The sequence below is a fragment of the Bacillus cereus genome (genome assembly GCF_002567495.1).
Classification (GTDB): domain Bacteria; phylum Bacillota; class Bacilli; order Bacillales; family Bacillaceae_G; genus Bacillus_A; species Bacillus_A cereus_AQ.
In genome coordinates this window covers 81,907-106,811 of sequence record NZ_NVAP01000048.1, presented here as the reverse complement: position 1 = coordinate 106,811, position 24,905 = coordinate 81,907, and the positions used below count along the sequence as shown (strand labels likewise).

Genomic DNA, 24,905 nt, shown 5'->3' with positions numbered 1-24,905 from the left:
AGAGGGATTCGTTATCACTTAGCGAAATTATATTAGGAGAGTATTTATTTCAAAACATTTACGAGAAACCGATTACTGCAATTAGAAAAGGGGACATAACTATGAATGAATTGATTTTCGTCTTATTAATTTGTCCATTACTTATCTTTATCGTTTCTGTTATTGGAACGCGCAAGACGAAAACGTATTACGTAATGCCGATTGTAACGTTTGCTAGTTTTTTAATAATAGGTGTTATCGCCTTCACTCCAAAATTTTTCTTTTGGGTTGGCATGTATAGCATCTTCTCATTTATTGTTTCTTATATGACTTTATTGTTTGTAAGAGGATATGAAGTTGCAGAAAACGCTAAATAGTTATTAGCGAGGAGATTGTAATATGATTTTCTTTGATATTGATGGAACTTTACTTGATTACGATACTGCTGAGAAAAATGGTATCTCATATTTCTTCCAAGAGTATAATGATATTTTTTCAGGAAACGAATTAGAGAATATAAAACTATGGCATGAATTATCCGAACAATATTTCAACAAATTTTTATCCAAAGAATTATCTTTTCAAGAACAACAAGGATTGCGAATGTCCCATTTATTTAAAGTATATGGAGTTGACTTATCCCCCCGGGAATCTCAGCATAGATTCAATCAATATATAGAACTATACAAGAAAAACTGGATCGCGTTTGAAGATGTACTCTATACATTACAAAGCTTGCAGCGAAGAGGACACTCATTAGGTATCATCAGTAATGGAGACTATGAGCAACAAATCGAAAAATTAACAGCTCTAAACATTCTACAATATTTCAAATATATTTTCACTTCTAGTGAAATCGGTATATCAAAACCAGACCCTGAAATTTTTCACAGAGCCGTATTACAATCGAATCTTGAAATGAAAGATTGCTATTATATTGGCGATCGATTAGAGACTGATGCAATTAGTAGTACAGCAGCTGGAATGCAAGGGATATGGTTAAATCGAGATAACTCGCAACGTAAGTGTGATGTTCCTACTATATATTCTTTACATGAAATTTTAACAATGATATAAAAAGACGACCGCGTTCCCCCGCAGTCGTCTTTTTTCGTGTTACGCTGTGATCCAAGCTTCGTCAGCTGGATTTTTACGCCACTCTTGTAATTTCTTCGTTTCAGCTTGTCCGATCATACCTTTTTCTGCTGCAACTTCAGTTAATGAACTGTAATCACTTAAAGAATATGATGCTACGTTAGCTTCTTCTAGTTTTGTTTTTCCTGCTTCAAGCTCGTATGTGAAGATTGATACGATTCCCAATACTTCACAGCCAGCTTCGCGAAGTGCTTCTACACATGTAATTGCACTACCACCAGTTGAAATTAAGTCTTCAACTACTACTACTTTTTGACCTTTTTCAGCTTTTCCTTCGATCTGGTTCCCTTTACCGTGGCCTTTTGCTTTACTACGTACGTAGCACATTGGTAAATCCATACGATCGCTTACCCATGCAGCGTGCGCAATACCAGCAGTTGCTGTTCCTGCAATAACTTCTACAGTTGGGAAGTGTTCTTTAATTAGCTCTTCTAATCCAGCTGCAATTGCTTGACGTACTTTTGGATAAGATAAAGTTAAACGGTTATCACAATAAATTGGTGATTTCATACCAGAAGACCATGTGAATGGATCATTCGGTTGTAAAAATACTGCTCCAATTTCTAATAAATGCGATGCGATTTCTTTTTTCATACTGTTACACCTTCCCACTGTTGTTTTACTGTTTTATACGCTTCAAGCGGATTTTCTGCTTTTGTAATACTACGTCCAACTACGATGTAGCTTGAGCCAAGTTCCCTCGCACGTTTCGGTGTTGCTACGCGCACTTGGTCATTAACATCATCACTTGCAAGACGAATCCCCGGTGTTACTGTTACAAATTCATTTCCACATACTTCACGTAATTTTGGAACTTCAAGTGTTGAACAAACAACGCCATCAAGTCCACTTTCCTTCGTTAATTTTGCATAATGAGCAACCGCTTCTTCTAACGTTTTCTCAATGCCAATCTCTTTTTTCATCATAGCTTCCGAAGTGCTTGTTAGTTGTGTAACTGCAATACAAATCGGTCTCTCTTTTCCTTCTTGCTTACCTTCCTCTAATCCCTCAATCGCGGCTTTCATCATGCTACTTCCCCCAGCAGCATGAACATTTACCATATCAACATCTAGACTAGCTAGGCTACGCATAGCGCTTTTTACTGTATTCGGAATATCATGAAGTTTTAAATCTAGGAAAATCTTATGTCCTTTTTCTTTTAAGTACGTAATAATTGCAGGGCCTTCTTTGTAAAATAACTCCATACCTACTTTGACAAATAACTCTTCCCCTTCAAAATGGTGTAAGAATTGTTCTACTTCTTGTTTCCCTGGAAAATCTAATGCAACGATTAACGACTGTGACATGTTTACTTCCAGCTCCTTCCTTGACATTCCGAAATGTGATCAAATCCTAATTCATCTAATAATGCTGGTAACTCTTCAATAATTGTCGGACATACGAACGGATCGATAAAGTTCGCTGTACCTACTGCAACTGCGCTTGCACCAGCATAGAAGAACTCAATTACATCTTCTGCCGTTTCAATACCACCCATTCCGATAATTGGAATGTTAACCGCTTGGCTTACTTCATGTACCATACGAATTGCAACTGGCTTAATCGCAGGACCTGATAGCCCACCTGTACGGTTTGCTAAAATTGGTTTAGCTGTTTTTAAATCTAGACGCATACCAAGCAATGTATTAATCATCGTTAAACCATCTGCACCTGCATTTTCAATCGCTTTTGCAATTTCCACTATGTTTGCCACGTTCGGTGACAATTTCACGTATACAGGTACTTCAGAAACCTCTTTTACTCGCTTCGTTAAATCAGCAGCAATTTCAGGATTTGTACCGAAGGCGATACCACCTGTTTTTACGTTCGGACAAGAAATGTTTAATTCTAGTGCATGGACATTAGGTGCTTTAGAAATTTCCTTTGCAACCGCTACGTAATCCTCAGCTTGTGAGCCTGCAACGTTCGCAATAATTGGAAGGTCAAATTGTTCTAACCATGGTAATTCAGAATTCATGACTTTGTCTAATCCCGGGTTTTGAAGTCCGATTGCATTTAACATGCCACCTGGTGTTTCAGCAACACGAGGCGTTGGATTTCCATAACGTGGTTGTTCTGTCGTCGCTTTAATCATGATTGATCCTAGTACACTTAAATCGTAAAACTGTGCATATTCACGACCAAATCCAAAGCATCCAGATGCCGGTATAATTGGATTTTTTAATGATAATCCTGGTAATTCAACTTGCAATCTGTTCATAGTACAACCTCCCCGATTGGAAATACTGGTCCGTCGCTACACACCTTCTTGTAAGAATGTCCACTTGGATCTTCTTGTAAGTGGCATACACATGCGAAACAAGCTCCAATACCACAACCCATACGTTCTTCTAATGAAATATAGGCTTTTTTCTCTTTGTAACGTCCTTCTAATGCACGAAGCATCGCTAACGGACCACATGAATAAAGAATATCAAAGTCAATTCCGTAATTATCAATTACATCTGTGACAAATCCTTTTGTACCGTGTGTACCGTCTACTGTCGCAACGTACGTATCACCAAGTTCTGCAAATTTTTCTTCATAGAAAACAACATCTTTCGTTTGAAAACCTAGGATGTGAATAACACGTACACCCTTTGCAACAAGGCGCTGTGATAATTCATAAAGTGGTGGTACACCAATTCCCCCGCCTACTAATAAAGCTGTTTGACCAGCTTCTGCTTCTTCTACAGGAAAACCGTGTCCTAATGGTCCTAGTACATCTACCATTTCACCTTGTTTTCTAGTTGCTAATGTTTTTGTCCCTTGTCCTTCGGCACGATATAGCATTGTAAATTCGTTCTTCTCTTGATCTACATTACAAATACTAATTGGGCGGCGCAGAAGGGGCGCAATGCCCTCTGCTACCTTAATGTGTACAAACTGCCCTGGTTCGTTCATTTGCTGTACTAACGTTCCTTGAAGCACTAATTCGTAAATGTTTTTTGCGATTTCTTTTTGGTTAACGACGATCATATTTTGCTTTTGCATCATGCATGTACCACCTCGTGACGCTTTGTTTGCGTAATTTCTTTCATTGAATGAGCTGAGAATGTCATAGATTCTAATACTCGTAAGATTGCTCTCGTTGTATCAAGTGATGTTAAGCAAGCCACACCATTTTCTACTGATTCACGGCGAATGCGGAAACCGTCACGCGCTGGTTGTTTACCTTTTGTTAATGTATTGATTACAAACTGTGCTTTTCCTTGACGGATAATATCAAGTAAGTTGTAGTCTTCAGAATCAATTTTGTTTACAACTTGCACTGGAATATTTTGCTCTGCTAATGTTTGTGCTGTTCCAGCTGTTGCTAATAAGTTATAGCCGATTTCATGGAAACGTTTTGCAATTTCCATCGCCTCTTCTTTATCTTTATCCGCTACTGTGATGATTACTGATCCGTGCGTTGGGATGTTAATTCCAGAAGCAACTAATCCTTTGTATAATGCTTTTTCAAGCGTTAAGTCTTTCCCCATTACTTCCCCTGTTGACTTCATTTCAGGTCCTAATGTTGTATCAACTGAACGTAGTTTCGCGAACGAGAATACCGGTGCTTTTACATACACTTCTTTCTCTTCTGGATGATAACCAGTTCCGTATCCTTGCTCTACAAGATTTTGACCTAAAATAACTTTCGTTGCAACATTCGCCATCGGTACACCTGTAATTTTGCTTAAGAATGGTACTGTACGGCTCGCACGTGGGTTTACTTCAATTACATACACTTGATCTTCAAATACTACAAACTGGATATTTAGTAATCCAACAATATTTAAACCTTTTCCAAGTGCAATTGTATGTTCAATAATTTGTTCTTTCAGCTTTGCAGATAAGCTTTGCGGTGGATATACTCCGATTGAGTCACCAGAGTGAACTCCAGCGCGTTCAATGTGTTCCATAATACCTGGAATGAATACATTCTCACCATCTGAAATTGCATCTACTTCAATTTCTTTACCAACCATGTAACGATCGATTAATACTGGGTGATCTGCGTGAACTTTAACCGCATTTTTCATGTAGTGCAGCAGTTCTTCTTGACGATATACGATTTCCATCGCGCGTCCACCTAGTACGTAAGATGGTCTTACTAATACTGGGTAGCCAATTTTGTCAGCGATTGCTACTGCTTGCTCTACAGTCGTTGCTGTTTTACCAACTGGTTGCGGGATACCAAGCTGTGTTAGAGCTGCTTCAAACTTATCACGATCTTCTGCACGGTCTAAATCTTCAAGTGATGTTCCTAAGATTTTCACACCGTGAGCTTCTAATTTAGCAGCTAAGTTAATTGCCGTTTGTCCACCGAATTGGACGATAACACCTTCTGGCTTTTCTAAATCGATAATGTGCATTACATCTTCGATTGTTAATGGTTCAAAGTATAATTTGTCAGAAATACTGAAGTCTGTTGAAACTGTTTCTGGATTGTTATTAACAATGATTGCCTCATACCCAGCTTCTTTAATTGCCCATACAGAGTGAACTGTTGCGTAGTCAAACTCAACACCTTGACCGATACGGATTGGACCAGACCCTAGTACGACAACACTCTTACGATCTGTTCTAACCGATTCATTCTCGTCACCATATGTGCTGTAATAGTATGGTGTTGCAGATTCAAACTCTGCCGCACAAGTATCTACCATTTTATAAATAGGAGTTATATTGCTTTCTTTACGCATATCGTAAATTTCACGCTCTGTTTTGTTCCAAGCATTGGCGATGTAATGGTCACTGAAGCCCATTTCTTTCGCTGATTGTAATACTTCTATATTTCCTACATTTTCTTTTACTTCACGTTCCATGTTTACGATGTTTTCAACTTTTTGTAAGAAGAAGAAGTCCATTTCACACCATTCGTTGATTTCTTCTTTCGTTACACCTTGACGAATTGCTTCTGCTACAATAAATAGTCGCTCGTCATCTGCTTTAATGATACGTTTTTTCATCGTTTCTTTATCAAGTTCTTTTAAGTGGTCTAATTCTAAGTGATAAACACCAAGTTCTAAAGAACGAACCGCTTTTAATAATGATTGCTCTAAGTTACGTCCAATTGACATAACTTCACCAGTTGCCTTCATTTGTGTACCCAGTGTTCTGTTCGCTGATTCAAACTTATCAAATGGCCAGCGCGGAATTTTTGAAACAACATAGTCTAATGCTGGCTCGAAGCAAGCGTATGTTTTTTGCGTTACTGGGTTTATAATTTCATCTAATGTTAAGCCGACTGCAATTTTCGCTGCTAATTTTGCAATTGGATAGCCAGTTGCTTTAGATGCTAGTGCAGATGAACGACTTACACGTGGATTTACTTCGATTACATAGTATTGGAAGCTATGTGGATCAAGTGCAAGCTGAACGTTACATCCACCTTCAATTCCTAATGCTCGAATAATTCGTAATGAAGTGTTACGCAACATTTGATACTCACGATCACTTAGCGTTTGGCTCGGTGCTACAACGATAGAATCACCTGTGTGAACTCCAACTGGATCGATATTTTCCATGTTACATACTACAATCGCGTTATCATTTGAATCACGCATTACTTCATATTCAATTTCCTTACAACCAGCAATGCTCTTTTCTAATAAACATTGTGTTACTGGACTATGTTTTAATCCACCTGATACGATTTCAATTAGTTCTTCTTCATTACTACAGATTCCGCCACCTGTTCCCCCCATTGTAAATGCTGGGCGAACAATAACTGGATATCCAATTTCTTTTACAAATTCATGTGCTTCTTCTAGCGTATGAATAATGGTACTAGATGGAATTGGTTCATTTAATTCCTGCATTAATGTACGGAATAAATCACGATCCTCCGCTTGCTCAATTGCTGATAATTTTGTTCCTAAAATTTCAACTCCGCACTCTTCAAGTATGCCTGATTTCGCAAGTTCAACAGCCATGTTTAAACCTGTTTGACCACCTAATGTTGGTAAGATTGCATCTGGACGTTCTTTACGAATGATTCGGCTTACGAATTCTAATGTTAAAGGCTCAATGTATACTTTATCTGCTGTTGCAGTATCTGTCATAATTGTTGCTGGGTTAGAGTTAACAAGGATTACTTTGTAACCTTCTTCTCTAAGAGATTGACAAGCTTGTGTACCAGAGTAGTCAAACTCTGCTGCTTGCCCAATTACAATTGGTCCTGATCCGATTACTAAAATTGTGTTAATGTCTAGGCGTTTTGGCATAACTCTTCCCCTTCTTTCTTGAAGTTTTCAATCATTGCTAAGAAATCTTCGAATAAATCATTTGCATCTTCTGGTCCTGCTGAAGCTTCTGGATGATATTGTACTGTAAATGCTGGGAACTTCGTATGACGAAGACCTTCTACTGTTCCATCGTTTAAAGCAACATGTGTAATTTCAAGTTCTGTATTTTCAACTGATTCTTCTTCTACTGCGTAACCATGGTTTTGAGATGTAATTGCTACTTTTCCAGTTGCAAGATTTTTTACTGGATGATTTAAACCACGGTGACCGAATTTTAACTTACTTGTATTCGCACCTGATGCTAGTGCGAATAACTGATGTCCTAAGCAAATCCCGAATAAAGGAACTTTACCGATAATGTCTTTTAACATTTCAATTGCTTCTGGTACATCTTTCGGGTCTCCAGGTCCATTACTTAACATAATTCCATCTGGGCTAAGGCGTAAAATCTCTTCTGCTGTTGTATTGTAAGGTACTACAATTACATCACAGTCACGCTTATTTAATTCTCGTAAAATACCATGCTTCATTCCGAAGTCTACTAGTACAACTCTATGACCACGACCTGGACTTGGGTATGGATCTTTCGTTGATACACGTTTCACATGATCTGTAAATACTGTCGCTTTTAATTGGCTCACAATGTACTCTACATCTGCATCCATGTTACAAAGGCGTCCACGTAATGTACCATATTGACGAATTTTTCTTGTTAATTTTCTCGTATCAATTCCTGCTAATCCTGGGATGTTTCTTTCTTTTAAGTAATCATTTAACGAAATTTCATTACGGAAGTTTGATGGGTGATCACAAATTTCGTTTACGATTAAACCATTTACAGATGGGTGAATGGATTCAAAATCGTCACGGTTAATGCCGTAGTTTCCGATTAATGGGTACGTGAATGTTACGATTTGACCGCAATATGATGGATCAGATAATGTTTCTTGATATCCAGTCATTCCTGTTGTAAATACAACCTCACCTGACTTTTCGATTTCGCCTCCGAAACCTGTTCCAATTAATACTGTTCCATCTTCTAAGATAAGTTGTCTTTTCATACTAATGCACTCTCCTTTTGCCATGCGATCTTACCACCAACGATTGTCATTACCGGCCATCCTTGGCATTTCCAACCTGCGAATGGTGTATTTTTTCCTTTTGATAAGAATGTTGTTGGGTCAATCTCTTCTTCTTGTTCTAAATCAATGATTGTAATATCAGCTGCTCTACCTTCTTTTAGGCGACCTGCTTCTAAGCCGAATGTATCAGCTGGCTTTTCTGTTAAGAATTGAATTAACTGTTCTAGCGTAATAACTCCTTTTTTCACAAGGTTTGTGTATAGAAGCGGGAATGCTGTTTCAAAACCAGTAATTCCGAATGGTGCTCTTTCAATTCCTTGTGCTTTCTCTTCTGCTGTATGCGGTGCATGGTCAGTTGCAATCATATCGATCGTTCCATCTAATAAACCTTCAATTAATGCTGCATGATCTTCTTTTCCACGAAGCGGTGGGTTCATTTTAAAGTTAGGATCAGCTGATGGGATATCATCTTCACATAACACTAAGTGATGTGGCGTTACTTCTGCTGTTACTTTAATTCCAGCGCGTTTCGCATCACGGATTACACGTACAGAACCTTTCGTACTTACGTGACATACGTGATAGTGGCAATCTGCTGCTTCAGCAAGCAGTATATCCCTTGCAATATGTACAGATTCACATACTGATGGGATACCGTTTAATCCGTGTTTCTCAGAAAACTTCCCTTCATGTACACAACCTTTATTAATAAGCGTATTCTCTTCACAGTGCGCAACTACTGCCATATCTAATTTTGCTGCACGTTTCATAGCCGCTAACATCATGCTCGCATCTTGCACGCCTACACCGTCATCTGTGAAAGCAAATGCTCCAAGTTCTTTTAGCGTTTCGAAATCTGTCATTTCAGAACCAGCTTGACGTACTGTAATTGCTCCGTATGGTAGTACGTTGACATGCGCTTTTTCTTTAATACGTTTTTGCAGGTCTTCCATATGTTCTCTGCAATCTGGTACTGGGCGTGTATTTGGCATTGAGCAAATTGTAGTGAATCCACCTTTTGCCGCTGCTAATGTACCTGTTTCAATTGTTTCTTTATGTTCACCACCTGGTTCACGAAGATGTACGTGTACATCTACTAATCCAGGTGCGATTAACTTTCCGTTCACATCGATTACTTCAGCATTATCTACCGTAATATTTTCTGCTACCTTAGCGATTTTACCGTCTTGTACGAGAAGATCTGTTGCTACGATTTTTCCTTCTTCATTCATATAACGACCATTTTTAAACAAATAATTCATGTTTCATTCCTCCTAATACATTTGGTAAGGCGCGTTTTAGTACAGCCATTCTTACGTAAACTCCATTTTCCATTTGTTTAAATATACGTGAACGCTCACACTCAACAAGTTCACTTGCAATTTCCACATCACGGTTTACTGGAGCTGGATGCATAATAATGCTTCCTTCTTTCATACGCTTTTCTCTTTCCACTGTTAATCCGTGTTTCTCATGATACTCTTTCATAATGTCTGTTTCATAATGATCATGACGTTCATGCTGTACACGCAGTAACATCATCACATCCACTTCTGGAACAAGTTCATCTAAGTCTTTGTAAGTTCCAAATGTGTTGTCTTCATCTTTCCACTCTTCTGGGCTTGCGAAGTAAATTGTCGCACCCAGTTTCGTTAATGCCTCTGCATTAGATCGTGCTACTCGGCTATGACGAACATCTCCTACTATTGCAATCTTTAAACCTTCAAAGCTTCCAAACTCTTGTTTAATTGTAAGGAGGTCTAATAGACACTGCGTTGGATGGTTTCCACAGCCATCTCCTGCGTTTAAGATTGGGATATTCACCTGATCTTTTAATTCATCAAAGTAGCGATCTTGCTCGTGGCGGATGACAACCGCTTTTGTTCCGACTGATTCCAGTGTTCTTATCGTGTCGTATAACGTTTCTCCTTTTTGTACGCTAGATGAATCTGCTGAAAAGTTTAAAACGTCAAGTCCTAATCTCTTCTCAGCAACTTCGAAGCTAAACCTCGTTCTCGTACTATTCTCAAAGAACAAGTTTGCTACAAATGTTTGCTCTGTTGTTTTAACTTCTTTTCCATTCGCAAAATCTTCTGCGTCTTTTAGGATTTCTGAAATTTCTTGCTCCGATAATTCACTCATCGTTAACAAATGGTTCATCGTCATCCCTCATCTTTCTGATTTTTATGTTATCACTTTTGTATTTATATAACAATATCTGCATAAAAATACCCTAGCCGTGTGAGACTAGGGTGCAAGGAAGAAGCCACCCTTTTCTGTCTCACTGGACTGAATTAAAAGGTTATTTTTATGAAGCAATCTGCTTAGTTTGTTTAATTTGTTTTGTTTCTGGTAGTAGTAGATTTAACAGTACACCTACAATCGCTGCAAGCGCCATTCCTTCTACTTGGAATGAATCTCCTACATGAAGTACTGCTCCACCAATACCAATTACTAGTATAACTGATGCAATCATTAAGTTTCGTTTGTCACTTAGGTCTGTTTTTTCGTCAACCATCATGCGTAACCCACTTGATGCAATTACACCGAATAGTAAGATTGATACACCACCCATAACCGGTGTTGGTATGGAGTGAATCAGTGCGGAAATCTTACCGATAAATCCGAACATGATCGCGAATACTGCTGAACCGATGAATAAGTATACACTATATGCTCTCGTAATTGCTAGTACACCGATATTTTCACCGTATGTTGTATTCGGCGGTCCACCGATTAGTGATGCGATTAATGTTGCTATCCCATCACCGAAGATTGAACGGTGTAAACCTGGTTTTTCAATTAAATCTCTTTTAATAACATTTCCAAGTACAATTTGATGTCCAATATGTTCTGAAATTGTTACAAGCGCAACGGGTACCATTAAGAGTACAATCTTCCATGAAAACTCCGGTGTATATGTTACAAACGGTACTGTGAAATCAGGTACGACAAACCATTTCGCCTCAGCTACTGGTTTTAAATCGACTAGCCCTTGGAAGTATGCGAAGATGTAACCCCCGATAATTCCTAGTAAAACTGGTATGATACTGAAGAACCCTCTTCCGAATATGGAGCAAATGATCGTAATTGCTAATGTTACTAAGGCTACTGAAAAGTGTGTAAAGCTGTACTTACCATCCGCACCGTTCATTGCCATGTTAACCGCTGTATGCGCTAGTGCTAAACCGATTACCATTACGACTGGACCAACTACGATTGGCGGAAGTAATTTCATAATCCACTCTGACCCTGATTTCTTAATTCCGAGTGAGATTAAGATGTACACAAGTCCTGCTAGCAAACCACCAAGCATTGCTGCTCCAGGTCCACCTGCTGTTTTCGCTGTTATAATCGGTGCAATAAAGGCGAATGATGATCCTAAATATGCTGGTACTTGACCTTTCGTTATAAGAAGAAACGCTAGCGTTCCTAATCCACTTGATATTAATGCTACTGACGGATTCAATCCTGTTAAAAACGGAACAAGCACTGTTGATCCAAACATCGCGAACAAATGTTGTATACTTAAAAATAACCATTTTCCCGGTTTCGGTACTTCATTAACGTCTAACACTGGCTTTTGTTCCATTGTTACATCCTCCTTCAGTTTAAATCTTTGCAATAAAAAAACTCTTTGTGCCTGTGCACAAAGAGTCCTACACTTTCGTATGCCAAATTTGACATATGAAAGCCAAGACCCTTTGGCAGCCTCACAGGACTACATTTAAAAGGGCTTTACTTATCGTATATGCTTACTCGATCTTGTTGATCTGTCTCTTGCAAATCAACTTCGATACGCTCTTCACTTGATGTTGGAATGTTCTTTCCTACGTAATCAGCGCGAATTGGTAATTCACGATGACCTCTATCAACAAGAACCGCCAGTTGGATTTGAGATGGTCTACCTAAATCCATAAGAGCATCCATTGCTGCTCGAACTGTTCTTCCTGTATATAATACGTCATCCACGAGGATAACTTTTTTCTTCGTAATATCTACAGGGATATCAGAACCTTTTACAAGTGGTTCTTTATTTTTTGATTGTAGTGTTAAATCATCACGATATAATGTAATGTCTAACTCTCCAACTTCCATTTCTTTTCCTTCAATTTGACCAATTCGTTCTGCCAAACGTTGTGCAATAAAAATTCCACGAGTTTTAATTCCGACAAGAACACAATTATCGACACCTTTATTTCGTTCCACGATTTCATGACTAATTCGTGTTAAAGCGCGGCGAATCATTTGGTCATCTAAAACGACAGCTTTCTCTTGCATGCTCTACACCTCCAAGCTTTTTTTCTTGCGTGAGAGTAATGGTATAAAAAAAGTCCTCTCAGCGTGTGCGAGAGGACTTTTGAAAAAAGGGTACATCATACCCTAAGTATTTCAAACCGTTACCTTCTCAACCTCACGGGGCTGTGTTAAAGGATCATTATTTAACTGTTGTCAGTATCTCAGTTTTCTTATGATTTGTCAATACTATTTCCGTAAAATATTTAATGCTTCTTCAAACACTTCTGGAATCGGTGCCTCAAACTGAATATATTCACCAGTACGAGGATGATCAAAGCCTAAAATACCTGCATGAAGTGCTTGCCCATTCATATCTAACGTTTTCTTCGGACCATACTTCGGATCTCCAGCAAGTGGATAGCCAATATATTTCATATGAACACGAATTTGGTGCGTACGTCCCGTTTCTAGACGACATTCTACAAGTGTAAAGTCTTTAAAACGTTCTAACACTTGGAAGTGAGTAACAGCGTTCTTACCATTTTCATCAACTGTCATACTTTGACGCTCTTTCTTATCACGACCAATTGGCGCATCAATAGTTCCTTTATCATGCGGGATAACACCGTGCACAATTGCTTTATAACGTCTTGTTACTGTTTTTGCTACAAGTTGATTCACAAGTGATTCATGCGCCATATCATTTTTAGCAACCATTAATAATCCAGATGTATCTTTATCAATACGATGCACGATACCTGGACGCATTACACCGTTGATACCTGATAGATCTGTACAGTGGTGCATAAGACCGTTTACAAGCGTACCACTTGTATGCCCTGGTGCTGGATGTACAACCATACCACGTGGCTTATTTACAACAAGCACATCTGCATCTTCATAATAAATTTCTAAATTCATATCTTCTGGTTGAATATCTAACGCTTCCGGTTCAGGAATCGTTACTGTAATTTCATCTTCTTCTTTTACTTTATAATTCACTTTTACTGCTTTCCCGTTTACTGTCACAACATCATCTTTAATCCATTGCTGTACTTGTGAACGTGACCACTCATTATTTATCCCTGCAACGAATTTATCAATTCGCTCATTTTTTTGCTCTTCTGCAACTGTTACTTGTACTACTTCACTCATTCAATTACTCCTTCGCTTTCTTGCCTTCTAATAATGTTTGAATAATAATTAATACAACACCAATACATAATGCTGAATCCGCTATATTGAATACTGGATAGTTGTACGAGAAAATATACACGTGAATGAAATCCACTACTTCTTGTCTAAATACACGATCAATAAAGTTACCAATTGCCCCGCCTAAAATTAGGCCTAACGAAATACCTAGAAGCTTGTCTGTTTTCGCATACTTTTTCATATAAAATACGATAAACGCTACAAAAACAACTGTAATAATGTAGAAGAACCACATTTTATTTTCTAAAATACCCCAGGCAGCTCCTCTATTTCGATGTGATGTTATGTATAATACATTGTCGATAATCGGTATACTCGTACCCAATTCCATGTTCTTTACAATTAACCACTTCGATATTTGATCGATAGCAATGACAAATAACGCTATTACATAATATATCATTTTCATTTCCCCCACAAAGACAGTGTACCTCAAAATTTTAGCATAGCTGCTACCTTTTCACAATGAACCTTTATAGAAGAATAAAATAAATTAAAAAAAGGTACTATAATATCGTTGTGCGTATTCATACATTTACCTTTTCATAGAAAAATTCATGAATTGTTCGGGCAGTCGGCATAATTTTCATTTGTTTTGCTGAGATGACTCTCCCTGTTTCTTCACAAATGCCATACATATCTATTTCCATTTTAAATAGCGCACGTTCTACATCCTTTAAATCCTCTTTTATATCATGTAATAACAGTTTTTTCTTTATCTCTTCCTTAATTTCATAGCCAAGTTCTTGGCTAAACTCTGTATCATATTTGTGCATAACCTCTTTTGCTAATCTCTCTCGCAACTCTTTTCTCATCAATTGTAATTCATCTTTTATTTCCATATAAATTTCATTCACGTGTACATTCCTCCCAGCTGCAATGTACGATTAGTGTGTCCGAAATTTCCAAGCTTACCTCACACACATTTTTCCTTCATAGGAAAGAGAGTGAATGTTATTTCAATATATCGTCAATAAAAAAATGACTGCACTTTACGCGCAGTCATTTTTTATTATTTTACATAGTTTTCTTTCACAACTGTTGCACAACGCTCACATAATGTTTCATGTTCAGCATCTTTACCAATTGTTTCTGAAACTACCCAACAACGTTCACATGTTTCACCAGTTGCTTGAGCAACAACAACCGCTGTATGCTCATACTTCGGCGCTTCTACTGGCGCTTCTTCAATCATACCACCAAGTTTATACTCAGAGACGATGAATAGTTGCTTTAAATCTTCGCTAATAGACTCTAACATAGCTTTCATTTCTACAGTTGGATATAGCGTAATGCTTGCATTTAATGACTTACCGATTACCTTTTCATTACGAGCTACTTCTAACGCTTTTAATACGTCATCACGCAATGTCATAAATGCATCCCATTTTGTTTTTAATGCTTCCGCATCATCTAATTGTACAACTTCTGGCATATTAGTTAATTGTACACTTTCTTCTGTTACACCTGGAATGTATGGCCATACTTCATCAGCTGTATGCGGTAAGATTGGCGTTACAAGTTTTGTCAATGCAACAAGCACATCATATAATACAGTTTGAATTGCACGACGATCTTCGTGGTTTGCACCTTCAATGTATAAAATGTCTTTTGCAAAATCTAAGTAGAATGAACTTAAATCGATTGTACAGAAGTTATGAATTGCATGATACACAGCAGCAAAGTCGTATGTTTCATATGCTTCTTTTACTTTTGTAATTAAGTCATTTAACTTCACTAACATATAACGGTCCACTTCACGAAGTTCAGCCGTTGCCACAGTATTTTCACTTGGCTTAAAGTCATCTAAGTTTCCTAATAAGAAACGGAATGTGTTACGGATTTTACGATACACTTCTGCTACTTGTTTTAAAATATCATCTGAAATACGCACGTCAGATTGATAGTCAACAGAAGATACCCATAAACGTAAAATGTCTCCGCCTAATTGATCCATAATTTTCTTCGGTACGACGATGTTTCCAATCGACTTACTCATTTTACGGCCTTCACCATCTAATACGAAACCATGGCTTAGTACACCTTTATATGGAGCTTTACCTGTTACAGCAACTGCTGTTGATAATGAAGAGTTAAACCAACCACGATACTGGTCAGATCCTTCTAAATATAAATCAGCTGGACGCTGTAAATCTTCGCGCTCTTCTAATACAGCTTGGTGAGAAGAACCTGAATCGAACCATACATCCATGATGTCTGTTTCTTTACGGAATTCGCCATTTGGGCTACCTGGATGTGTAAATCCTTCTGGTAATAAATCTTTCGCTTCACGCTCAAACCATACGTTAGAACCGTGTTCACGGAATAAATCTGCTACATGGTTAATTGTTTCATCCGTAATAATTGGATCACCATTCTCAGCATAGAATACCGGAATTGGCACACCCCATGCACGCTGACGAGAAATACACCAGTCACCACGGTCACGAACCATATTATGAAGACGAGTTTCTCCCCATGCTGGTACCCATTTTGTTTCCGCTACAGCTTCTATTAATTCTTTACGGAATGCTTCAATAGATGCAAACCACTGTGCTGTCGCACGGAAAATAATTGGTTTTTTCGTTCTCCAATCATGTGGGTATGAATGCGTAATGAATGTTAATTTCAGTAACGCGCCTACTTCTTCTAATTTTTCTGTAATTGGCTTGTTAGCTTTATCATAGAATAAGCCTTCAAATCCAGGTGCTTCATTTGTTAATACACCTTTATCATCAACTGGGCAAAGTACTTCTAATCCATACTTTTTACCAACAACGAAGTCATCTTCCCCGTGTCCTGGTGCTGTATGAACACAACCTGTACCTGCATCTGTTGTCACGTGATCTCCTAGCATTACTAATGAATCACGATCGTAGAATGGATGTTTTGCAACTGTATACTCAAGTTCGCTACCTTTTACTGTTTTTACAACTTCAGCATTTTCCCACTCTAACGTTTTTGCAACTGTCTCAAATAGCTCAGAAGCAATAATATATTTTTCATCATTTACTTTTACAATGCTATATTCAAGCTCTGGGTGAACAGAAATACCTAAGTTAGCAGGTAATGTCCAAGGTGTTGTTGTCCAAATGATGTACTTTTCATCACCTTCTAATACGTTCTTTCCATCTTTTACAGGGAATGCTACGTAAATAGATGCTGATTTTTTATCTTGGTATTCAATTTCAGCTTCTGCTAAAGCAGATTCACTTGTTGGAGACCAGTAAACTGGTTTTTGCCCTTTATAGATATAACCTTTTTTCGCCATATCACCAAACACTTTAATTTGTTGTGCTTCATAAGCTGGCTCTAAAGTAATATATGGATTATCCCAATCTGCACGTACACCTAGACGCTTAAATTGTTCACGTTGACGTTCTACTTGTTCATATGCATACTCTGCACATAACTTACGGAACTCAGCAACTGTCATTTCTTTACGTTTTACACCTTTATTTGTTAAAGCTTGTTCAATTGGTAAACCGTGCGTATCCCATCCTGGAACATATGGCGCACTGAAACCAGTCATTGATTTATAACGAACAATAAAGTCTTTTAATACTTTATTTAATGCATGTCCCATGTGAATGTCACCATTCGCATATGGAGGTCCATCATGCAATACAAATAAAGGACGACCTTTTGTATGTTCTTGTACTTTTTCGTAAATATTCATTTCAGCCCATTTTTCTTGCATTGCAGGCTCACGTTTTGGTAAATTCCCACGCATTGGGAACTCTGTTTTTGGCATCAGTAATGTATTTTTGTACTCCATGCTCAATTCCTCCTTACATGTATAAAAGAAATACTTAAAAAACGGAATAAAAAAGAGACCTTCTCATCCCAAAAAGGGACGAGAAAGTCTCCCGCGGTACCACCCTAGTAGATCATATACATATGTATAAAATCCTCTTTATATTCTTAACGCGAATACACGCCTACGCTTACTTTATTTGTTCAGCGAGGAACTCCAGGGTGATATTCCCACTATCTCCTTATCCTGAGCTTACACCATCCTCAGTTCGCTATATAAGGTTTGAAAAGGTACTTATCCCTATCTTCGTTTTTCTTAATAAATATGTTGTTTAAAATTATATGTAATAATGAGAAAAACGTCAAGCTTACACTGTTTCTTCTTTTTTCAACAGCTCATCTACTTCGTCTTCTAACTCAATTAGTTTATCCCAATCATCGTTGTTTAACATTTCAAGCTGTGTTTCTAATAACATACGGAAACGAGTTCGGAATACTTTCGCTTGTTTCTTTAGCTCTTCAATATCAAAAGCAACTTTTCTTGATTTTACTAATGCTTCGTTAATAATACGATCTGCATTCTTTTCAGCTTCACGCACAATTAATTTCGCTTCTTTTTGCGCATTACGTTTTACTTCTTCCGCTGCTTCTTGTGCAACAACGATAGATTTATTTAACGTATCTTCAATATTAGAGAAATGATCTAACTTTCCTTCTAATTGCGCAACTTTTTCTTCTAAAGCTTTTTTCTCACGAATGACCAATTCATAATCTTTGATAATTTGATCAAGAAACTCATTTACTTGATCTTCATCATAGCCACGGAATCCGCGACCAAATTCTTTGTTATGAATATCTAATGGTGTTAACGGCACAACGCCACCTCCAAGTAGTTATCTAAATTTCCTCTTTCAATTATATCTTTTCTTCGACAAAATAGGAGGATTTCCTTCTAAAAAACCAATCATTTTAGTATACCATACAAAATTCTCCATTTGTCGCGTTTTGTTCTACCTTCTACAGAAAATAATTTACTTCGTCCATATCCTCTAACAGAAAAAACATCTCCTGGATAACATTCATAAGAGGTTTGCTCCACTGTTTTCCAATTGACTTTTACTAAACCATTTTTTATTAAAGGTTGTACTTTCTGTCTGGATATATGTAACATTTCAGCTAGCATAACATCTAAACGAAGTGAAGAAACCGTTCCAGATTTCTCTCCCCACGTTTCATGTATCTGTAGAATTTGTTCTCCTTGCACTGATGCTAAAGAGACTTTTACTTTCCCTATTGATTGTAAGTTCATCTCAATATACGATACGATTTCTTTCGCAACTACAATTTGGGCACGATTTTCTTGCAGCAAAATATCACCACATTTTTCTCTCGTTAAACCAAGTGACATAAATGTACCTAATATTTGCCTATGTTCTAGCGTATAAAACTTGGAAGGATAGTCAATTTCTAATACTTCTACTTGAAATTCTTCTTCATTTAATTCTAGATAGTCTGGATAAATGAGTGCTCTTCTACGCTCTGCATTAGGCGTTGCACCACCAAATTGCACAGCAACATCACCTTGCCCTATTACCATAGAAACAATTTGTTGCTGCCTAGGATCAAGGAAATCCGTTAATTTCACTTGATGATACTCCGCCGATCGCTTCCACTCTAGCACTTTATCCACAAAGACCTCCTCATCAGGCCTAAAATGTTCGTAAATGCTCATGTATTTAACCTCTTACTATAAGAAATAGGCGAATAAACTGAACAAACCAGTTTTAGCAAGTTTTAACGCAAAAATCGCAACGATTGGAGAGATATCAATCATACCAAGCGGCGGAATAAATCTGCGGAATGGTTCTAAATACGGTTCACAAATACGCGCAAGGAACTCTCCAAACGATGATTCCTTTGCACCAGGAAACCATGATAGGAGAATGTAAATAATCAGTGCCCACGAGTAAATCTCGATAGCATAACTTAACACCATAAATACTGTTGTCATGGCGTATTACCACCTCTTTATATTTGTTTCTTCTTCTTCACCGAATAACTCTGAAATTGCACCAACAATATCAACATTTTCAGGTGTACACATAAATGTTTTCGGTCCTATTTTTTGAATGTCCCCGCCTATAGCGTATACAGTACCACTTAAAAAGTCAACGATACGTACCGCTTGATCAGTAGACATTCTCTGCAAATTAATTACAACAGCTCGTCTACCTTTTAAGTGGTCCGCAATCCCTTGTGCTTCCGAATATGTGCGTGGTTCTAATAAAACAACTTTTGAAGATTGTTTTGCTGTTTCAATACTCACAACATTTTGCTTCGGTTGCGCTTTCGGAAACGTAACATCTTGTTGTTCTGGTGGATCTTGCTGCTTTTTCATGTCTGTTTGCTCCTTTTCATAACCATATTGAGCTGCTTCTTTTTCTTCCGGTGTATCAAAAAAGAAGTATTTTACTTTTGACCAACTCATAATAAGATTCTCCTTCCTTTTACGCTTTTCCTACTAAAATCGTTCCCAAACGAATATATGTAGCGCCTTCTTCTATTGCAATCGTGTAATCGTTGGACATTCCCATTGATAAGTCTTTACATGGCGCATGTAATAACTCTAGCTCCTGCACCTTTGTTTGTAGCATACGTAATTCTTTAAAACAGCGTCTGATTTCTTCCTCTTCTTCTGTAAATGGAGCCATCGTCATTAGTCCAACCACTTCAATTTTATCGAATTCTTGCAAACTTTGAATAAAAGAAACAACCTCTTCTATTGCCAATCCTTGCTTCGTTTCTTCAGATGAGGTTTTCACTTGAATAAAGCATTTCACTTTCTTATCAGCACGTTTCTGAATTTCTTTCGCCAAAGAAAGACGATCTAACGAATGTAAATAATCAATTTCATTAATGATTTCTTTTACTTTTCTTGTTTGTAAAGATCCAATAAAATGCCAATTTGGTTTTGAACCGAAATGTTCGTATTTCTGTAAGAAACCTTCATTTCTATTTTCACCTAAATCGGTAATTCCAGCTTCAATTACTTCGTTTGTTTTTTCAATCCCTACAGTTTTTGTAACTGCAACAAGTTTAATATCTGACAACGAGCGTCCAGCTCGAGCGCAAGATTCTTTAATAGCTTCGTTTACAATTACTAAATTTTCTTGTACTGTCACTTGCTTCCTTCCTCCTTAAAACCTATGAAACTCAACATTCTTCCTGTCTTACCTTGATCACGACGATGAGAGAAAAATAGTTGCTCTTCACAGCTTGTACAAAGAGATGACATTACAATATGCTCTTCTTTTATGCCTGCTTGTACACATAATATACGATTAATTTCTTTTAAATTAATTGCGTACTGTCCATCAGAAATTTTTTGATGAGGAACAGCACCGTTAACTACTTCCTGTGCTGCTGTTAATACACGATCATCCACAACGTAACAACAAGATCCGATCGACGGCCCAATTGCAACATGAATTTCATCACTTGAAATACCTTCTGCATTCCACTTTTGAATCATTTCCTTTGCAATCTCTTTTACAGTGCCTTTCCACCCAGCATGCGCAAGTCCTATCATACCATGTGATGGTGCATAAAAATAGAGCGGGACACAATCCGCGTAACAAGACGTTAAAAGAACATCTTCATTACTCGTATAAATGCCATCTGTTTTTGAAATGCCATCCTCATATGAATAGACGCCACTTCCCTTTTCCTGTTGTCCTACTTTTTCAACATGATGATCATGAACTTGTTCAGAGCAAATCCAGTTTTCTAATGGTTTTTGTAACTTATTTGCTAAAATGCGTCTGTTTTCATGAACGTTCTCCACGATATCATTCACATGTAATCCTAAATTCATCGTATGAAAGGAGCCCGTACTTATCCCACCATCTTTTGTCGTAAATCCAGCAGTAATGTTTCCAAGTTCTTTCCACGCTTGTAAATATAGTATACCGTCCACATATTTAAATGGTTCTCTCATAACAAAGCGGCTCCTTTTAATTAAAATAACAGAAAAAAGTATGGTACTTCCTGTCTATTTTACCATACTTTTATTTTTTCATAATACCAACAGAAAAAAAAGAGGAATTTGTAATATTCTTTATGAAATTGTCGGTGTTTGTATTGATTCTGTTACAGAATTAATAGGATTTACTCTTACAAGTATGACATCTTCCCCAATTTTCACAATTTCCTTCCAAGGAATTACAATTTCAACATCTTTTCCAAAAATACCTAGCATACGTGTCTGTTTGGAAATAATAACAGAACAGATTTTCCCTGTGTTCATATCAATTTCAATATCTCCAATATTCCCAATCCTTTTTCCATCTGAAACATTTATAACATCCTTCATCTGTAACTCCGAAATTCGTATCACTTTTATCCTCTCCCTTATATGACGAATTGGAAGCTGTTTCTCGTATTTACGAAGCCACCTATACTAAAAACCTATGCTAATTTCATTATATGAACATTAACCCCCTACTATGAGCGCAAACCATATTACATATAAAAAGGTCTCACCATAATTGGTGAGACCTTATCCTTGAATCGTCTTATTCATTTGTTTAATAGCTGACTTCTCTAAACGCGATACTTGTGCTTGAGAAATCCCAATTTCTTCTGCGACTTCCATCTGTGTCTTTCCTTGGAAGAAACGTTTTCTAATAATCATTTTCTCTCGATCATTTAAACGCTTCATTCCTTCTTTCAATGCTAGTTCTTCAACCCACTGCTCGTCCTTTTGTTTTTCATCACTTAACTGATCCATAACAAAGATAGGATCTCCCCCATCATTATAAATCGGCTCAAATAATGAAACTGGGTCTTGAATCGCATCTAAAGCAAATACTATCTCTTCATGAGTTACTTCTAGCACTTTTGCAATATCCATTGCTGTTGGTTCTTTTGAATTTTCTGCAATCAACTTTTCTCTTACTTGCAACGCTTTATACGCAATATCTCGCAGTGAGCGCGATACGCGAATCGGATTATTATCACGCAAATATCTGCGTATTTCCCCAATAATCATCGGCACAGCATACGTTGAAAATTTTACATTTTGACCTAAATCAAAATTATCAATTGATTTCATAAGTCCGATGCAACCAACTTGAAATAAATCGTCAACATATTCTCCTCTGTTATTAAATCTTTGGATGACGCTCAGTACAAGACGTAAGTTTCCATTCACTAATTTTTCTCTTGCGCTTATCTCTCCACTTTGCATTTCACGAAATAATTTACGCATCTCTTCATTTTTTAATACTGGAAGTTTAGCTGTATCAACACCGCAAATTTCTACTTTGTTTCTCGTCAAAGTGTTCCCTCCTATCGGGAGTTGCTGTACAGTGTAAAGTATTTCCTTTGAAGGGGATTTTATGCATGTGGTTTTTTCGCCATTTTTCATTTAAATCATCTTTCCTAATACAACCAAATAGAATAAGACCAGCCTACATAACGGCTGGTCTTATTCTTCACACCATTTTATTAAATTCTTTTCGTAATCTTTTTATAATTCTTTTTTCTAAACGCGAAATGTATGACTGTGAAATCCCGAGCATATCCGCCACATCTTTTTGCGTCTTTTCCTCTCCTCCAGCAAGCCCAAACCGAAGTTCCATAATTTGTTTTTCACGATCATTTAATTGGTGCAATGCTTTCATTAAAAGGTGACGATCTACAGTAGCTTCTAAATCTTTTGTAATAATATCATCATCTGTACCTAACACATCAGACAACAACAGTTCATTCCCATCCCAATCAATGTTTAGCGGTTCATCAAAAGAAACTTCTGAACGATTTTTGTTATTCCGGCGTAAATGCATTAAAATTTCATTTTCTATACAACGCGATGCATATGTTGCTAATTTTATTTTCTTTTCTGGATTAAATGTATTTACCGCTTTAATAAGGCCGATTGTTCCTATACTAATTAAATCTTCAATATTTATCCCGGTATTTTCAAACTTTCTTGCTATATATACAACGAGCCTTAAGTTACGTTCAATCAGTAATGACCTTGCTGCCTGATCCCCTTTTGGCAATTTATTCAAAAGAACTTCCTCTTCTTCTTTCGTTAACGGTGGTGGCAACGCTTCACTTCCACCAATATAATAAATTTCATCGGTCTTAATTCCTAATTTCAGCAATACTTTATACCAAAGGTATACTAAATAAAATTTTAATTTCATCATATTATCCCGCCTCTCATTATTAAGCAATTACCATCTTTTGTGAAATCAACATTTTTGGATGAACAATACATTGATACTCTCCATTGGTAGACAGTTGTTGTGTATTTAATCCAATTAATACCTTGTTTACAACAATAGAACTACCTTCATAGTCAACTTGCACACTGTCAGGCTTAATCGCCCACAAAAATTGACTCTCTACTCCTACTGCACGGAAAGGAATTAAGCGTAACTTTGTCGCCCAACCAGAATCATTTTCTGGTATTTGAGGAATTTCTGTTTTGGAATAAATTTGTTCTGTTAACCAAGCTGGTAAGCAATGTTCTAATGATGAAACATGCATAATCATAACGGGTGTTTTTGTTAATGGGTCGTAAAGTTGGTTCCCACTATCAATTAAACCTGCCAGTTCTAGTTGTTCTTCGGCTAATTGAATTTTCACTTTCACAATTTGGTCATAGTGTATTTTCGTGACCTCTACGCTTTCAATACGCTTTTTAGAAAAATAATAAATTACCGGAAAACCAAAAATAACAAATAACCAACTAATTGGATCACCGTAAGAAACTGACTGAGATTGAACCAATCCATTTACCATTTCATTTGTTTGCAAAAAGAAATGAGTTCCAATTAATCCTCCGCCAACCATAAAGGTTACAAAGTAAAAAGTAAAAACAGTTTGTGCATAATTTCTAAACGTTGTAAACCCAAATGCTGTATACACAATAAGTAACGAGTACAGTAGTTTCATAATTGGATGTGTCATCATAGAAGCAAAAGGAGTAAAGGCAAAAATAACAATAGTTGAACCTATAAATGCCCCTAACACAAGCCTCCATCTTTTGATCTTCTTTTTTAACACGGTAGCTGTTAATAAAAGCAAAAGAAAATCAATGCAGGCGTTTAACAACCAAACAACGTCGGCGTAAACAACCAAACAATTCACCTCTTTTTTCAAGTTGAGACTAGTATAATGCATATCCAATAGGAAAGTGTGTCAATTTGCGGAGGTGTTTTTTTGTTATTTTGTG

26 protein-coding genes and 1 other annotated feature are annotated in these 24,905 nt (G+C 37.2%); of the genes, 2 read left to right on the top strand and 24 right to left on the bottom strand.

Annotation, left to right across the window (positions count from 1 at the left end):
* Positions 1-101: 101 nt before the first annotated feature.
* The gene (locus COK05_RS23870) at positions 102-356 is read left to right on the top strand and encodes a YbeF family protein (RefSeq protein ID WP_001003934.1); all 255 of its coding nucleotides are present in this window, start codon (positions 102-104) and stop codon (positions 354-356) included.
* Positions 357-378: 22 nt separating this feature from the next.
* Positions 379-1,056, top strand: a complete 678-nt coding sequence (locus COK05_RS23865) for an HAD family hydrolase (protein ID WP_098614519.1) — start codon at positions 379-381, stop codon at positions 1,054-1,056.
* A 39-nt stretch (positions 1,057-1,095) separates the two neighbouring features.
* On the opposite strand, the gene pyrE is transcribed toward COK05_RS23865, so the two are convergent.
* The 24 genes from pyrE to spoIIGA form a co-directional block, all read right to left on the bottom strand.
* Entirely contained in the window at positions 1,096-1,728 is a 633-nt protein-coding gene (gene pyrE, locus COK05_RS23860) for an orotate phosphoribosyltransferase (RefSeq protein WP_098614518.1), read from the bottom strand.
* Positions 1,725-2,441, bottom strand: a complete 717-nt coding sequence (gene pyrF, locus COK05_RS23855; RefSeq protein ID WP_000083510.1) for an orotidine-5'-phosphate decarboxylase — start codon at positions 2,439-2,441, stop codon at positions 1,725-1,727. Before pyrF ends, pyrE begins: the two co-directional genes overlap by 4 nt.
* Positions 2,442-2,443: 2 nt before the next feature.
* Positions 2,444-3,355, bottom strand: a complete 912-nt coding sequence (gene pyrD, locus COK05_RS23850) for a dihydroorotate oxidase B catalytic subunit (RefSeq protein ID WP_098614517.1) — start codon at positions 3,353-3,355, stop codon at positions 2,444-2,446.
* Positions 3,352-4,131: a dihydroorotate oxidase B electron transfer subunit gene (gene pyrK, locus COK05_RS23845; RefSeq protein ID WP_000983359.1), complete on the bottom strand. Its 780-nt coding sequence runs from the start codon at positions 4,129-4,131 to the stop codon at positions 3,352-3,354. The genes pyrD and pyrK overlap by 4 nt, the downstream gene beginning before the upstream one ends.
* A complete protein-coding gene (carB, locus tag COK05_RS23840) occupies positions 4,128-7,346 on the bottom strand; it encodes a carbamoyl-phosphate synthase large subunit (RefSeq protein WP_098614516.1) in 3,219 nt (1,072 codons plus the stop codon). The genes pyrK and carB overlap by 4 nt, the downstream gene beginning before the upstream one ends.
* Positions 7,331-8,428 carry a carbamoyl phosphate synthase small subunit gene (locus COK05_RS23835; protein WP_098614515.1) on the bottom strand — a complete coding sequence of 366 codons (1,098 nt, stop codon included), beginning with the start codon at positions 8,426-8,428 and terminating at the stop codon, positions 7,331-7,333. Before COK05_RS23835 ends, carB begins: the two co-directional genes overlap by 16 nt.
* Positions 8,425-9,711 (bottom strand): dihydroorotase, encoded by a 1,287-nt coding sequence (gene pyrC, locus COK05_RS23830; protein WP_098614514.1) that lies wholly within the window; start codon positions 9,709-9,711, stop codon positions 8,425-8,427. Before pyrC ends, COK05_RS23835 begins: the two co-directional genes overlap by 4 nt.
* Positions 9,695-10,609 (bottom strand): aspartate carbamoyltransferase, encoded by a 915-nt coding sequence (gene pyrB / locus COK05_RS23825; RefSeq protein WP_098614513.1) that lies wholly within the window; start codon positions 10,607-10,609, stop codon positions 9,695-9,697. The genes pyrC and pyrB overlap by 17 nt, the downstream gene beginning before the upstream one ends.
* 148 nt (positions 10,610-10,757) lie before the next feature.
* Positions 10,758-12,041 carry a uracil permease gene (gene uraA, locus COK05_RS23820; RefSeq protein ID WP_141539233.1) on the bottom strand — a complete coding sequence of 428 codons (1,284 nt, stop codon included), beginning with the start codon at positions 12,039-12,041 and terminating at the stop codon, positions 10,758-10,760.
* A 146-nt stretch (positions 12,042-12,187) separates the two neighbouring features.
* Complete coding sequence (pyrR, locus tag COK05_RS23815; RefSeq protein ID WP_001156491.1) at positions 12,188-12,730, bottom strand: bifunctional pyrimidine operon transcriptional regulator/uracil phosphoribosyltransferase; 543 nt, start codon at positions 12,728-12,730, stop codon at positions 12,188-12,190.
* Positions 12,731-12,934: 204 nt separating this feature from the next.
* Positions 12,935-13,843, bottom strand: coding sequence for an RluA family pseudouridine synthase (locus tag COK05_RS23810; protein WP_098614511.1), 909 nt, complete (start codon positions 13,841-13,843; stop codon positions 12,935-12,937).
* Positions 13,844-13,847: 4 nt separating this feature from the next.
* Positions 13,848-14,306, bottom strand: a complete 459-nt coding sequence (gene lspA, locus COK05_RS23805) for a lipoprotein signal peptidase LspA (protein ID WP_098614510.1) — start codon at positions 14,304-14,306, stop codon at positions 13,848-13,850.
* Positions 14,307-14,430: 124 nt separating this feature from the next.
* Positions 14,431-14,760 carry a TraR/DksA family transcriptional regulator gene (locus COK05_RS23800; protein WP_098614509.1) on the bottom strand — a complete coding sequence of 110 codons (330 nt, stop codon included), beginning with the start codon at positions 14,758-14,760 and terminating at the stop codon, positions 14,431-14,433.
* Between the two features lie 155 nt (positions 14,761-14,915).
* Entirely contained in the window at positions 14,916-17,681 is a 2,766-nt protein-coding gene (gene ileS2, locus COK05_RS23795) for an isoleucine--tRNA ligase (RefSeq protein WP_098614508.1), read from the bottom strand.
* A 71-nt stretch (positions 17,682-17,752) separates the two neighbouring features.
* Positions 17,753-17,976 (bottom strand) — a binding site (T-box leader).
* Positions 17,977-18,027: 51 nt separating this feature from the next.
* Positions 18,028-18,534 (bottom strand): septum site-determining protein DivIVA, encoded by a 507-nt coding sequence (gene divIVA, locus COK05_RS23790; RefSeq protein WP_001131611.1) that lies wholly within the window; start codon positions 18,532-18,534, stop codon positions 18,028-18,030.
* A gap of 89 nt (positions 18,535-18,623) precedes the next feature.
* A complete protein-coding gene (locus COK05_RS23785) occupies positions 18,624-19,391 on the bottom strand; it encodes an RNA-binding protein (RefSeq protein WP_098614507.1) in 768 nt (255 codons plus the stop codon).
* A gap of 15 nt (positions 19,392-19,406) precedes the next feature.
* Positions 19,407-19,670, bottom strand: coding sequence for a YggT family protein (locus COK05_RS23780; RefSeq protein ID WP_098614506.1), 264 nt, complete (start codon positions 19,668-19,670; stop codon positions 19,407-19,409).
* 6 nt (positions 19,671-19,676) lie between these two features.
* Complete coding sequence (locus COK05_RS23775; RefSeq protein ID WP_000119129.1) at positions 19,677-20,147, bottom strand: cell division protein SepF; 471 nt, start codon at positions 20,145-20,147, stop codon at positions 19,677-19,679.
* Positions 20,148-20,166: 19 nt separating this feature from the next.
* Positions 20,167-20,841, bottom strand: a complete 675-nt coding sequence (locus tag COK05_RS23770; protein WP_098614505.1) for a YggS family pyridoxal phosphate-dependent enzyme — start codon at positions 20,839-20,841, stop codon at positions 20,167-20,169.
* A complete protein-coding gene (pgeF, locus tag COK05_RS23765) occupies positions 20,838-21,656 on the bottom strand; it encodes a peptidoglycan editing factor PgeF (RefSeq protein WP_098614504.1) in 819 nt (272 codons plus the stop codon). The genes COK05_RS23770 and pgeF overlap by 4 nt, the downstream gene beginning before the upstream one ends.
* Before the next feature lie 120 nt (positions 21,657-21,776).
* Positions 21,777-22,055, bottom strand: a complete 279-nt coding sequence (locus tag COK05_RS23760) for a YlmC/YmxH family sporulation protein (protein WP_141539232.1) — start codon at positions 22,053-22,055, stop codon at positions 21,777-21,779.
* Between the two features lie 162 nt (positions 22,056-22,217).
* Positions 22,218-22,997 (bottom strand): RNA polymerase sporulation sigma factor SigG, encoded by a 780-nt coding sequence (sigG, locus tag COK05_RS23755; protein WP_000197755.1) that lies wholly within the window; start codon positions 22,995-22,997, stop codon positions 22,218-22,220.
* Between the two features lie 157 nt (positions 22,998-23,154).
* Positions 23,155-23,874: an RNA polymerase sporulation sigma factor SigE gene (gene sigE / locus COK05_RS23750; protein WP_000976948.1), complete on the bottom strand. Its 720-nt coding sequence runs from the start codon at positions 23,872-23,874 to the stop codon at positions 23,155-23,157.
* 19 nt (positions 23,875-23,893) lie between these two features.
* Positions 23,894-24,811 (bottom strand): sigma-E processing peptidase SpoIIGA, encoded by a 918-nt coding sequence (gene spoIIGA, locus COK05_RS23745; RefSeq protein WP_141539231.1) that lies wholly within the window; start codon positions 24,809-24,811, stop codon positions 23,894-23,896.
* Positions 24,812-24,905 lie beyond the last annotated feature (94 nt).